We start from the raw sequence: 13,381 nt of genomic DNA on the forward strand, positions 1-13,381 counted from the left end.
TATAACTCCTCTTAGATCTTAAGCATCTGCCTTGGCAAACGCCTTTTTAGCGGAGGTGATTGCGTTCATGGCGGCAGGAACACCGGCATAAACCGAGATTTGATAGATTATTTCAATAATTTCCTCACGGCTCACACCACAATTCATGGCGGCGCGCATATGGAAATCCAGTTGTTCTGGTGCGGTACCCATTGCACCCAACATAGCCACTGTGAGCATTTCGCGGGTTTTTAAATCAATGCCGTCACGGCTCAGCACATCAGTAAAGGCAAAACCAAGAATAACTTCTGCGGCATCCGGGGCGAACTTGCCCAAGTTCTCGGTCACTCTTTGCGGGGCCCCCTCTTCCAAGCGGGCCAACACTTCGAGCGCTTTTTCAAGGCGCGGTGAGTTGCTTTTCTGGTTCATGCGTTGACCCCTTTCATACCTTCTGCTGTATATCTTTCGCCAATCACAGGTAGTTGGCTGACAGCGCTTTCCAGCTGTTCGCACTCTTGGGCACTCAATTGAATATCGACAGCTTTTGTATTTTCAATCAGGTACTTGGGGTTCTTTGTGCCTGGAATTGGAACGAGATAGTCGCCCTTTGCTAATATCCAGGCGAGTGAGAGCTGGGCTGGTGTGCAGCCTTTCTGGCGGGAGATATCGGCAATCACATCGGCAATTCTATTGTTCTGCGTGATCGCGCCTTCGGCAAAACGTGGCAACGTGGCACGAAAATCGCCTTTTGAAAATTCATCGGCACTTTGGAAACGGCCGGTTAAAAAGCCTCTTCCGAGCGGTGAGTAGGGAACGAAACCAATACGAAGCTTTTGGCAGGTGGGCAGGATATCTTCCTCCGCTTGGCGAGACCATAACGAGTACTCGGTTTGAACGGCTGTAACTGGATGTACTGCATGGGCCCGTTGTAGGGTTTTAGCGCTCACTTCACTAAGGCCAATATGACCAATTTTGCCCTCTTTCACCAGCTGGGCCAGCCCTTCCATCGTTTCTTCGATCGGCTGGTCGGGGTTGATCCGATGCACGTAGTATAAATCAATGTAATCGACACCAAGGCGTTTGAGAGAAGCCTCGCACGCCGTGCGGGCATATTGGGGGCTATTGTCTATGGAGCGTTTATATTCTCCCGCATTACGCAGTATGCCGAACTTGGTTGCGATGCGAATATCCGCGCCACTTTCGCGCAAGAATCTACCGATGAGCTCCTCATTATGGTGCGGGCCGTACATATCTGCAGTATCAAAAAAATTGATGCCGAGTTCATAGGCTTTGGCCAAAACATTTAATGATTCTGCATCATCGCGCGGTCCATAGAACTCGCTCATTCCCATACAGCCAAGCCCAATTGCAGATACTTCAAGGCCTTGGCCTAGTCTGCGTTTATTCATTGCTCGTCTCCCTGTTTATTCTAGATACAATGTGGCATGTTGGAAGAATGAAAAAACTAGAGAATTCCGAGAACTTGGTTTCCAATATCGGAAATCAGAATTTGCAAAAACTGGTTTGGGATGATGCACGGGCCTTTTTGGCGGTGGCACGTACGGGCACCCTAAGTGCTGCTGCATCTTCATTGAACATCGGAATTGCAACATTGTCGCGCCGCGTCGACCGCCTCGAAGAAGCCTTGGGAATTCCGTTGTTTATTCGTCAGCAAAGCGGCTACCAGTTGACGGAGGATGGTACAAATCTCGTTGAAAAAGCCGAGGAACTGGAGGCTGCCGCCATTGCTTTTAGTATGGGCGGTATGGCGCAAACCCAATTAACAGGAAAGGTGCGTTTAGCAACCGCGGAAAACCTGGCAAGTGATTTAATTGTTCCTGCGCTGCACCAATTCAACGAAAAACACCCCTCGCTTATGATTGAAATCATTACCGATGTGAGCACGGTTAATGTGCACCGAAGAGATGCTGACCTTGCTATACGAATGGTCAAACCAGAGCGAGGCAACGTGACTTTGCGCCGCTTGGGCATTTTAGGTTACGGGCTCTATGCGAGTGCTGATTATGTGCAAAAACGGCAAGCAAGTGATAATCTTGGCTCCTATGAAACCGACCAGTTTATTACTTGGGGTGAAGTGCAAGCACACTTGCCAGCAGCACAATGGGTTGAGCGTATTTTGCGTGGCCGCCAACCAGCAATTACAACAACATCGCTTTCCACCCAAATTGCAGCCGCTTCTGCCGGGCTCGGGCTTGCTTTAATACCGCATTTTTTGGCTAAAAAAGCTAATTTGGTATGTATTGACTCTGATATTGGTATCGATCAGCCTATATATTTGGTTATTCAGTCAGACTTGGCACAGTCACGCCGTATCCGCGCTTTGGCTGACTTCCTCGCAGAACTTGTTGTTGACAATCGTCACTCGCTACGCGGCTATTAAATTACTAGAAGAATTCATAGGTTAACACCAATGTTAAAATTATAGTTATACTTGTTTGAATGGTGAACTGTAGAGACTAGATAGATTTTATAATGGATACTATTCCTGTATTATTGATGAAGAGTTCAAAGCGCTCGAAGAAAACCAGCGCTTTGCAAAAGACGATGTCATCAGCTTAACCTAGAGCAGGCATAATATTCTTATGCAAAGGTTCTTCAAACATCATTGCCTTGCCTAATGGAAACAACTGCCACGCATGGCACCGTAAGTGCGCCCAGAAATGGCTGCTGTAACCTCAATCTGGTTACGTTGATAGCTCAAGATAATACTGGTGTTTATAACTGAGCAGAGCGGAGGCCATAATCACAACCTATCAGATCCACCCGGTTCGAGAGCTAAGTTGACGACTTCAAAACTTCCCTTCAATTCTTCTGTGCTTTATCATCAAACTGTTGCAGCAGTTCGGGTAGTTGGTCGAGTAAAAACTCTTTTAGGCCCGGTGTCTGCCTGTGGTTAATGGTAAAGCTGGTGGTTGTCTCGCTGCTTTTCACTGCAACACTATCGATCTTGCTCCAGCTCTTGGGAAGCTCGAATGCTTTGCTCTCAGCTTTTTCCTTTTTACTCTTGTTTTCTTGCGGATCACCGTCAGATTTTAATTTTTGCAACAGCTGCAAGAGCATAACAAACCGGTCGTCAGAGGCAGCCTGAACAAATGCCTCGCTCTCAATGCTTTTGTCTACTGCGCTTTGATAGGCTTCCGGTAACAAGCCGTTTTGAAAAAAGCTTGCCAATTCTTCCCAGCGAGGGCGGCCGATTTTTGGTGCAGGTCCAATAGAGCGCAAATAAAGCTCGGGCACCGTTTCAGCCAAACGACGATATTTAGAGACCAGCGATTTGTCTTTACCGATGGCTTTAACAATTAACGATTGCGGGTAGTCTTGTGCCAAGCGGCGTACAAAAAGGCAGGTCTCGATAAAACTTAAGTCTTTACGCTCGTGGTTTTCTTGACCTTGCGCAATCAACAGCTCTTCGTCTGTTAGCTCGCGAATGGTGCCTTTAACAGCAATACCAAGTGCCTGACAGGCCCGCCAGCGACGATGGCCATAGGCAATTTGATAGCATCCTTCCTGCTTGGGGGCAGGGCGCACCAAAATCGGCACCTGCTGGCCGGTCTCACTAATGGATTCTTTGAGGGCTTCAAAGGCGGGATCAAACGCAACTTCCATACGATCGGCAATAAATGAGGGCAGAACCTTTTGCGTATCCAACTCTACTATTTGTGCGCTGCCCTCAACTTTAGAGCTGAGCTGTTTTAACTCTTCTTTCAGTTTGTCGCGCTCATCCTTAATCAAATTGATTTCGGCCGCGCCAATGGCACCGGAAGAAAGGCGAGGCCGCTGCACAGCACCGCTTGCCCCCATAGGAGACATGGGACCACTGGCGAACAATGAATCAAGCGCGTTCTTACGGTCTTTTGCCTTCGTCATTGTCCACGCCCCCACGATGCCCACATTAAATCCTCGATTTCTTTATTCACCGAATCCATTGATTCCAAAGCGCGTTTTAGTGTTTCGCGACCTATGGCACCAGGCTCAAGTTCGTAAAGCGATTTCTTTTCCAAGCCAGCGTTGGCAACGGCGGTAGATTCCAGAGCAGGAGCTGTCATAACATCTTCGCCAAAAAGTGCCCGTAGTAAGCCAACCACGCGGGTTTGCGGGCTATCATTGGGGTTATGACGGGTGATTAAAAAGCGCATCCAGTCCAGATCCATTTCGCCGCCATTGTTTTCAATAACCGCCATCAGGTCCGAACTCATGCCAAGAAACTGGTTACAACTGGCCAAATCCAGCATTTGCGGATGTAGAGTTATCAGCAGTCCTGTGGCTGCAAACAAGGCACCCAGAGTTAAAAAACCCAGCTGCGGCGGACAATCAATCACCACCACATCATAATTGCCCTCAACTTCAGCCAGTACGCTTTTAATACGGCGGAAAAAGATATTCTCGCCCGTTGAGGCACCAGTGGCAATCGCCGTTGGAACAATATGTTCAAATTCGGCAAGCTCGAGATTGGCGGGCACCAAATCAAGGCTATCAAAGTATGTGGGGCGGATGACTTCTTCCAGCGGGCGGCGCTCGTCATCGTAACGCAAAGCACCGAACAAAGTGCTGTTGGGCTCCACGTCAAATTCCGGTTGAATGCCAAACATGGCCGAGAGCGATGCTTGCGGGTCCAAATCAATCGCCAGTACGCGATACCCCCGTAAGGCCAAATAATGCACCAGGTGGGTAGAGGTGGTGGTTTTTGCCGAGCCGCCTTTAAAATTGGCACAGGCGATGACCTGCATACGCTCTCCCTCGCGCCGTTGCGGAAGAACGTTCACCACTTCGTCGCCTTTTTTACGCGTAGCAAGAACACGGCGAATATCGTTTATTTGAGCAAGCGTATAACTGCGCCGTCCATTCGACAGGCGGGTAGGGGAAGGGCCTTCGCCATCTAGGTCCATTTGCCGAATGGTGGATTCAGATACACCGATAAGGCGTGCAACATCTACAGAGGAAAAGCCACGCAGGTTTTTGTGCGCTTCCGGCGGGTATAACTCTTGCCGCAGGCGTTGAAGCTGTCCGGATAACAGCTGCGAATAGCGCGAAATACGCTCGGAAGGAGATTCCTCTAGAGATAAAGTGGTGTCACTGTATTGCACTTTGATGTGTCCTTAAACGGAATATTGCCAATAAATGCCGAATATTGCGTCTAGATGGTACATTACCTGAGTCAAAAAACAATAGAAATTAACCATAAAAACGGGGGCAATTATCATTTTAGCTCAAAAACCGCCGTTCATTTAAGTGCTCCGGACTGTCTTCATTCTTTTACAGTGATGTTATAATATCTCATAACTACCCGAAATCATTATGTAATTTAATTCTTGAATCTAAGACTCTTGTAATAAAAACGTCATCACAAGTAACTAATGAACTTCCTAGGGAATACTACTAGAACCTAAGGAGCGTTTATTATGAAACGTGTCGTTCAAGCCTTGCTTATGGCTTCTGTTTGCTCAACAGCTGCGTTTGCTGGCGAAAATTTACCACAAGCCAACAGTAGTTGGTACAAGGACGCGCAAAAAGAATTGCAACAAAAACTTGCGCGCACGCCTAACACGAACCGGGCAAAAAACGTTATCATCCTGATCGCCGATGGTAACGGTGTTGGTACCAACTATGCAACGCGTATTTGGCAGGGACAGCAAGAGGGTAAATTGGGCGAAGAACACGTACTTTCCTACGAAAAATTCCCTTACATCGCACTTTCCAAAACTTACAACTCCAACGCTCAGACCCCGGATTCTGCTGGCACAGGTACCGCAATGCAAACCGGTATCAAAACAAAAGCCGGCGTTATTGGCGTTGACGAAAGCGTGAACCGCGGTGACTGTGCTGCTGTTACCAAAGGTTCTGTTGCCACGATTGGCGAGTTACTCGCTGCTGAAGGCAAGTCCATTGGCTTCGTTTCTACCGCGCGTATTACCCACGCCACGCCTGCTTCCGGTTATGCCCACTCGGCTGATCGTAACTTTGAAGATAACTCAAAACTGCCAGAAGGCTGTGCGCAAAAAGATATTGCCGACCAGCTGATCGAACAGATGAAAGCCGGTGTTGTTGATTTGGCTATGGGCGGTGGTCGCCGTCACTTCCTGCCTAAAGATGTTAAAGGTGAAGAAGGCAAGGGTGGTAAGCGTACCGATGGCCGTAACCTTATTGAGGAAGCCAAATCAGCTGGTATTTCTTATGTATGGAATGACGAGACCCTTGGTGCTGTTGACTTGAAAAAGGGTCCGGTTCTGGGTCTATTTGAATCTTCCCACATGAAGTACGAGTATGATCGTACTGGCGAGCCTTCTCTTGCTGAAATGGTCGAAGCTTCTATCAACGCGTTGAAAGACAACGAAAACGGCTTCTTCTTGCAAGTGGAAGCGGGCCGCGTTGATCATGCTAACCATGCCGGTAACCTTTACCGCGTATTGACTGACGGTGTGGCTTTTGCTGATGCAGTTGCCAAGGCTGCGGAAATGACCTCCGCTGAAGACACCTTGATTATTGTGACAGCCGACCACGAGCACGCCATTGCCTTTAACGGCTATTGTGGCCGCGGTACACCGATCCATGGCCTTTGCTATGATATCGACCCGAAAGGCACCAAGCACACAGACAAGTTGAAAACCTTCAAGGATGGCAAGCCATACACCGTTGTGGGTTACCTGAACGGCCCTGGCTCTGTCATGCGCGAAGATAAAGACTGGACCGGCACCCGCGCCGAGCTGACACAAGAACAGGCTATTGACCCTGATTTCTTGCAGCAGTCTTTAAACCCAAGCTCTTCTGAAACCCACTCGGGTGAAGACGTTGCCATTTACGCACGTGGCCCATGGGCACACCTTGTAGATGGTACTGTAGAGCAAAACTACATCTTCCACGTGATGCACTACGCCGCGACCGGCAAGTAATCATCAATAACGAATAGAGTGCAGGGGGGCGCAAGCGTTCCCCTGGCCTTTTCGCCCTACGGGGCTTTTGCTAGTTTGGAGCGACTTCCATGGACCGCCGAGCATTTTTAGGCACCAGTATGGGGGCGCTGGCTTGCTCTGCCGTGCCGCTATTTACCACCCCCGTCTTTGCACGTAGCAACGCTGTACGATTGCGCGATCTCTATAACAAAGACATGAGTTTTACCCCCTACGCCAACAAAATGAATGGCCAGGCTGTGGCGATTGAAGGCTTCATGGCTCCGCCCTTAAAAGCCGATGCCATGTTTTTTGTGCTCACAACGCGGCCCATGTCGGTTTGTCCGTTTTGCGAAACTGAAGCCGAGTGGCCCGACGACATTTTGGTTGTTTACACCAAACGCCCCATCGAAGTTGTCAGCTTTAATGTGCCGATTGTGGTTGAAGGGCTATTGGAAATTGGCAGTTTTGAAGATTATGAAACCGGCTTTTTAAGCCGGGTGCGCCTGCGCGGTGCCAGTTACTTTGAGGTGTGAGCATGGCTTTATTGCATGCCAAACCACCACAGCTCGCCATTGAGGGGCTCAAAGTGCAGGCAGCCAAAGGGCGCACACTGTTGGATGTGGCCCAACTCACCGTAAGGGCAGGGCAGTCCATTGCGATTTCCGGTCCCTCTGGTGCGGGCAAATCCACATTGTTAATGGCGCTTGCCGGGCTAACCAAACACACAAGTGGCACAGTTCAATGGGGAGCAAGCGACATTATTGCGTGTAGTGAGCGTGAAAAAGCGCGACTACGTCGCACGCTCATGGGCTTTGTTTTTCAAGATTATTTATTGTTCGAAGAGCTCAGCGCGCTTGATAACGCGGCGATTGACGCATGCTATGCACCCAAAGCTCGGCGGGCAGAAATATATGAACGCGCCGCGCACCTTTTGGAACTGTTGGGCCTGAAAGATACCATGCGCCGCAGTGTTGCCAGCTTCTCCGGTGGAGAGCGCCAGCGGGTTTCTGTGGCACGGGCACTTTCACACGATCCGGCTGTTTTGCTGGCTGACGAACCAACTGCCAGCCTGGACCGCACAACGGCAGACCGATTGATAGAAGATTTACTGAGCCTGACCGAATGCCAAGGCAAAACATTGCTGGTGGTGAGTCATGATAGCCAGCTCATCCGCTTGCTGCAACGACGCTTGCATGTGGAAGAGGGACGTATTGTGCAAGACAATTTGCACGACGCGGCATCTTTGGCAAACTATCGCCCCGCTGATGCGCAGGCAGTTATAAATGAATCGGAAGGACTTGGCTTATGAGTGCGCTTTTAAGTTCTTTTGGTCTGTCACTATCTGCTCAAGTGGAAGATATCTTGTTGTTATTGCTGCTGTTATTGCCAGCTCTAATACTGGGGTATTTTGTGGTACGTGCCAGTAAACCCGGCAAACTGGTGCGTGCGTTATTGTGGCGCTTTCGCTGGACCAACCTGTTGTTTATCGCCCTTATCGCAGTTTCTGTCGGTCTGGGTGTGGGGTTGATTGCCCAGGAGCGCGGCTTGCGCCGTGGTTCGGCCCGCGCGGCCGAAAAATTTGATTTGGTGATAACGGCACCGGGTAGTGAGGTGACCATGACCTTGGCAAGTGTATATTTACAGCCAAGTGATGCCCCGCTGCTTTCTGGTGCACTCTATGATGAAATCGCCAACCATAAGGATGTGGATATTGCCGCGCCATTAGCCTATGGCGATAGCTACAACGGTTCACCCGTGGTGGGTTCTACCGCCGCTTTTGTGCAGCATTTAAGCGGCTCACTGCAAAAAGGGCAGATATTCGGGCGTATTGGCGAGGCGGTTGTGGGCGCACAAGTGCCTTTGGCTATGGGGGCGCAATTCACCCCGGCGCATGGCCATGGCAAGGCTGCCAAAGCTGACACTCATGCAGGTATTGTTTACACAGTTACCGGGCGCATGCAGGCCACCGGTAGCCCGTGGGATAAAGCAATTGTGGTGCCGGTTGAAGCCGTATGGCAAGCGCACAACTTGCCAGTTGGCCATGCGCCCACAACGAGCAGGGCAGGGGCGGATATACAAATCGGCCCCCCATTTGACCCCGCTCACTTTCCAGGTACGCCCGCTATTATGGTGCATGCAAAAAAAATATGGGCCAATTACGCGCTTAAATCGCAGTTCACCAGTGCGCAATCAATGGCATTCTTTCCGGGCACTGTGTTGGCGCAAATGCACCGCTTGCTCGGAGATGTCCGCCAACTGATGTCGGCACTTGCTGGCATAACAGAGGTGTTGGTCGCAGCGGGCGTTTTGGCAGGTCTTGCCACTTTACTCCAACTCTTTGCACGTCGGCTTGCCTTGCTCCGTGCCTTGGGGGCTCCACAACGCTTTGTATTTGCTGTGGTTTGGGCTTACGCAGCCCTATTGATTATTGTAGGCGCACTATTGGGGCTGTTGGTGGGTATGGCTGCCACAATGGTGATATCAACGCTCATTACGGCGCACACCAATATTTTGGTGGAAGCACAAATGGGTATGAGTGAGCTGCACTTGGTGGCCGGATTTGTCTCGTTGGCACTTACGATCAGCTTGACCTGTGGCTGGGCAGCACTACGCCGTCCGGTTTTGAAGGACTTAAGAGGTTAGCCAGCGGGGCTTATTACTCCGCAGCCAAATGAAAGATGTGATCCAAACTTAATCTCTAAGGATTTGTAAAATGACTTTTAAAAAGAGCTTCACAACCATATCGATGGGCTTGCTTCTCGCAGTTGGTATGAGCGCTCCAAGCTTTGCCGATAATCATGGGCACGGGCACAAGGAGCACGGACACAAGGAGCATGAAACGCACAAAGGCCATGAGAGCCACGAAGCCCATAAAGAAGGTGCAGAGCACGACCACGCAGAACATAGTGAACATTTAAGTGTACATGATGGATTGCGTGTGGTGCATGCCTGGACACCGGCGACCAAAGAAGACCATGCACTCGTGTATTTTGAGCTCGAAAACGAGAGCAAGCAAACCAAAGAGTTAAAAGGTGCAGAAAGTGCCATTGCAACTTCTGCGCAAATCGTTGGTTTTCGCTTTAAGAATGGCGAAGGTGGCTATGACAGTATTAACGTGCTGCCATTAGGTGCTGGCCAGCATATGGAATTTGCCCCCAATGAGCTGGCGGTATTATTGGATGGTTTGAAAAAGCCGCTACACCAAGGCGATTCTTTCGAACTTGAGCTGCATATTGATAATCACCACATGGATATTCATGTGGCCGTGGAAGCACAAGGAGCTACACAGCACAGCCATGCAGGGCACCAACATTGATAGAAATGATGGTTTTTAATCCACCAACATAAAACTAATCATGCACCGGTATTGTTCTATTTGTAGATGATAATAATGATGGGGCGAAAACAATTTGTTTTCGCCCTTTTACTTCATGTAACTAACCGTTATCAGCATTTCTACAATACTTACTTGGTCAGCTCCTATACTAAAATGTTAGACACAATTGCTATTCAATAGGTCAGAGGCATTTTTAACGGTATGATTTTTGGGTAATTTCCAAAATATCCTGTTTGCTTAAGGTGTATTTATCCAGATCAATGCCCACAACATCGTAGGTAATGTCGGCAATACGCTGGCAGTCTTCATAGCTAATGCCATAATCGCTCATGGCAAGTTTGCGCATGCCGGTTTGGTCCATGAGTTCAATCAGAGCGTTAATAAAGCACTGCCCTTTATCACCTGCAACCGGGGTTGCACCCATCATGATGCCGATATCTTCCAGCAGTTGCGGGACAAACTCTTTAATCCGCTTGTAGTACTCTTCAGCGAGCACAATAAGCGTTGCGCCGTGTGCAAAGGTTGGCGCAATACCGCCAATAGTCTGACCGATAATGTGATGCGAAGTTACGGTACAAAGTGCCTGTGTGTAGCCACTCAAGATATTCGCCGCATAAGAAATATTAACACGGGCTTCCAAATTGTTCGGCTCGGCAATAACCACCGGCAACCACTTGGCCACATGGCGGATAGAATCTTCTGCATACAGGTCAACCAAGCGGTTTTCACCACGGTTGGTGATGTAGCATTCCAGCGCGTGGAACAAAGCATCGAAACCTTGGTATATTGTCAAAAGCTTTGGCAACGACAACATCAATTCAGGGTCGATGATAGAAATCGCCGGGAACAAGGCATCACAGGCAAAATCCAGCTTTTCTGCGGTATCTTCGTTGGTAATAACACAGAACGGGTCGGTTTCTGTGCCCGTACCAGCCGTGGTTGTAATGGTAACAATGGGCGCAGCTTTGGTTATTTCGCGCCGTCCACCCGTTCCGGTATAAGCATAATCCCAAAGATCGCCCGGATTAACCAGCATTGCAGCTGTTGCTTTTGCAGTATCTGTGGAGCTACCACCGCCAAGGCCAATGGTGAAATCGCAGCCATTATCCAGCGCCAGTTTAGCAGCGTTCATAACACCGGTGCGGGTTGGGTTTGGGCTGACTTCGTCGAAAACTACGGCTTCAACGCCATTTTCTTCCAGTAGCTTCAGCACACGGCCTTGAATGCCCAATTTTTCCATTAAGCCATCGCTGGTCACACAGATAAGGGCTTTTTTACCAGGCAATTGTAGTTTGTTTAATTCATTAAGACGTCCAGCGCCGAAGATAACTCGAGTTGGAATATAACTATCGATATTGTACATGATCGATCCTTGCATGTTCTTTATTATTATGGGGGAGCGGCCAGTTTCCCAGGAGAATTAGAAACTGGCCTGTTGAGCTTCGGCACTCAACCTGATCGCTTATTGTTGGCAGCTTTAGTTTGCGATCAGAACTTCTTTATCCTTAAAGATCTGTATGGTCTTATGACCTGAAAGTGAGGCGAAATCCTCTTCGCTCAGGTTAATCACCGGCAGCAGTTGATTGTAAAAGTGTTTCGCAATCAATGGCCCGGTTAAGATAACAGGATCAGTACGGATATTAATGATGCCGGCAGGTGCTGTACCCACCCGCAGCATTTCCATCAGCACAAGACCGGCACCGCTTGAACCTTTCCCGAAAGGAAATGCAAATATTTTACCGGTGATTTGCTTTTTAAAGGCCGGGTGGCGGTAATCTTGTACGATACCGTCTTGAATACAAACACCACCAACGAAGCTAAATGGTTTATCGGCGTAAACCAATTCTGCTGTGATATCGTCAGAAATGACGTTTTTACAGTTTAATTCCACCATTTTTTCTTCGCCCTTACAACTTTACCAGCAATAGCTGTTTCAACACAGTCTTTATAGTTGCCAAATACTGGATGAATGCCAATTTTCGAGTAGCAATAGTTTGCAAATTTACCCGAGTTGGTCATGATTGACTTGGTGTCCCACTTGTCGATTGGGTATTCCATTGTACAACCATCCAGAAATACTTTAACGCCCAGTGCTTTGATACGATCAAGCAAGCCACTATCTGTGGTGCTTTGCTGGGTGCAGCGGCTGGTGAATACCCAAAACTCAGTGTCACTAGGCAGCTTGCGTCCGGCAAAAGCCTGTTCCAAAGCTTCAAATTCGGCATAGGAGAAGTGCGGGCAACCTATTGAAATCAGGTCCACTTTGCCTTCATGCTCGAAGTTACACAAATCCTGCTCGGCTTCACGGAGCATTTCTTTGGTAATGAGGACTTCTTTCTCCGGCTTACCCCCTTGGAAAGCCATTTCCAAGGTGTGGGCTTCAGGTGTGAGGCCAATCAAGTGGAATAGGGCAATGCCACCAGAAGACGCAGCAGTAGAAGAAAACTGTTTCAAGTTATCAAGGGTAACATTGGTTGGCATACCCTCTAACGCCCAAATCTGATCACCGGCAATTTTACCATAAAGGTGCGAGATGAGGTTATAGATGTCATTATCCTCGAACATATCCGGGGTAATGTCATCGGCAAGACGCATAAGGCTTACAGCTTTACGGTTTTCTGTTTTGTGTAAGCCAAAGTATGGCACACGACCGGCGATACCTGCCAAAAGCTCCAGCGGGCCGGCATAACGGTTGGTACGCGCACCAATGATTGAATTCACATAATTGATAACGTTGGATTCCGCGCAGGCCACTTGTTGGCCAAAGCTTGGGGCAAAACCTGCCTGATAGGGGGCGCAGGTCCAGTTTGCAGCGGCACCCAGTTGCAGGTGTGAGGCTTCAATTCTGCGGGTTGCGGTCATCCAGGAACGGTCGTGGCGCTGTTCTTTCCACTTATTCATGTCCAGCGCGCAAGCATTGGTCGAGGTTGGGACGGCGAACTTGCCGCCAATGTCTACCAGGTGTTCGGTAAAAGCAACTTGCGCCTCGCCGAAGTAAACGGTGCTGTCATCGTGGCACGAAACAATTTCTACAAAGCGATCCACTTCATAATACTGTGCCATATCGTAGAGCACATTCATGGCCATGCGGCGGGCTTCGCCATGATCGCCTTGTAAAAGTGCTTTTTCATAGTCTGTTAAGTGCATGTTGTCCTCC

The 13,381-nt window shown here is 49.1% G+C and carries 13 protein-coding genes; 6 read left to right on the plus strand and 7 right to left on the minus strand.

The window, feature by feature from the left end; all coding sequences use genetic code 11:
• Positions 1-18 precede the first annotated feature (18 nt).
• Complete coding sequence (locus AYK67_RS15270; protein WP_068088801.1) at positions 19-408, minus strand: carboxymuconolactone decarboxylase family protein; 390 nt, start codon at positions 406-408, stop codon at positions 19-21.
• A complete protein-coding gene (locus AYK67_RS15275) occupies positions 405-1,388 on the minus strand; it encodes an aldo/keto reductase (RefSeq protein ID WP_068088806.1) in 984 nt (327 codons plus the stop codon). Before AYK67_RS15275 ends, AYK67_RS15270 begins: the two co-directional genes overlap by 4 nt.
• Positions 1,389-1,435: 47 nt before the next feature.
• Here AYK67_RS15275 and AYK67_RS15280 point away from each other — a divergent pair, with 47 nt between their 5' ends.
• Positions 1,436-2,380, plus strand: coding sequence for a LysR family transcriptional regulator (locus AYK67_RS15280; protein ID WP_068088811.1), 945 nt, complete (start codon positions 1,436-1,438; stop codon positions 2,378-2,380).
• Positions 2,381-2,802: 422 nt separating this feature from the next.
• Here the strand turns inward: AYK67_RS15280 and repB are convergent, their stop codons facing one another.
• Positions 2,803-3,867: a plasmid partitioning protein RepB gene (repB, locus tag AYK67_RS15285; RefSeq protein ID WP_068088814.1), complete on the minus strand. Its 1,065-nt coding sequence runs from the start codon at positions 3,865-3,867 to the stop codon at positions 2,803-2,805.
• Entirely contained in the window at positions 3,864-5,084 is a 1,221-nt protein-coding gene (repA, locus tag AYK67_RS15290) for a plasmid partitioning protein RepA (RefSeq protein ID WP_068088817.1), read from the minus strand. Before repA ends, repB begins: the two co-directional genes overlap by 4 nt.
• 315 nt (positions 5,085-5,399) lie before the next feature.
• Here repA and AYK67_RS15295 point away from each other — a divergent pair, with 315 nt between their 5' ends.
• From AYK67_RS15295 to AYK67_RS15315, 5 genes are all read left to right on the plus strand, one after another.
• Positions 5,400-6,887 (plus strand): alkaline phosphatase, encoded by a 1,488-nt coding sequence (locus AYK67_RS15295; protein ID WP_068088820.1) that lies wholly within the window; start codon positions 5,400-5,402, stop codon positions 6,885-6,887.
• Positions 6,888-6,976: 89 nt separating this feature from the next.
• Positions 6,977-7,420: a hypothetical protein gene (locus tag AYK67_RS15300; RefSeq protein ID WP_068088822.1), complete on the plus strand. Its 444-nt coding sequence runs from the start codon at positions 6,977-6,979 to the stop codon at positions 7,418-7,420.
• A 2-nt stretch (positions 7,421-7,422) separates the two neighbouring features.
• Positions 7,423-8,196, plus strand: coding sequence for an ABC transporter ATP-binding protein (locus tag AYK67_RS15305; protein WP_082735869.1), 774 nt, complete (start codon positions 7,423-7,425; stop codon positions 8,194-8,196).
• Positions 8,193-9,530 (plus strand): FtsX-like permease family protein, encoded by a 1,338-nt coding sequence (locus AYK67_RS15310; protein ID WP_068088826.1) that lies wholly within the window; start codon positions 8,193-8,195, stop codon positions 9,528-9,530. The genes AYK67_RS15305 and AYK67_RS15310 overlap by 4 nt, the downstream gene beginning before the upstream one ends.
• A gap of 70 nt (positions 9,531-9,600) precedes the next feature.
• Positions 9,601-10,203, plus strand: a complete 603-nt coding sequence (locus AYK67_RS15315) for a copper chaperone PCu(A)C (protein ID WP_068088829.1) — start codon at positions 9,601-9,603, stop codon at positions 10,201-10,203.
• A 214-nt stretch (positions 10,204-10,417) separates the two neighbouring features.
• On the opposite strand, the gene AYK67_RS15320 is transcribed toward AYK67_RS15315, so the two are convergent.
• From AYK67_RS15320 to AYK67_RS15330, 3 genes are all read right to left on the minus strand, one after another.
• Positions 10,418-11,587, minus strand: a complete 1,170-nt coding sequence (locus tag AYK67_RS15320) for an iron-containing alcohol dehydrogenase (protein WP_206597552.1) — start codon at positions 11,585-11,587, stop codon at positions 10,418-10,420.
• Between the two features lie 114 nt (positions 11,588-11,701).
• Positions 11,702-12,118, minus strand: coding sequence for an aconitase X swivel domain-containing protein (locus AYK67_RS15325; protein WP_068088832.1), 417 nt, complete (start codon positions 12,116-12,118; stop codon positions 11,702-11,704).
• Positions 12,106-13,371 (minus strand): aconitase X catalytic domain-containing protein, encoded by a 1,266-nt coding sequence (locus tag AYK67_RS15330; RefSeq protein WP_068088835.1) that lies wholly within the window; start codon positions 13,369-13,371, stop codon positions 12,106-12,108. The genes AYK67_RS15325 and AYK67_RS15330 overlap by 13 nt, the downstream gene beginning before the upstream one ends.
• Positions 13,372-13,381 lie beyond the last annotated feature (10 nt).

The sequence above is a fragment of the Polycladidibacter stylochi genome (assembly GCF_001562055.1).
Taxonomy (GTDB): domain Bacteria; phylum Pseudomonadota; class Alphaproteobacteria; order Rhizobiales; family Stappiaceae; genus Pseudovibrio; species Pseudovibrio stylochi.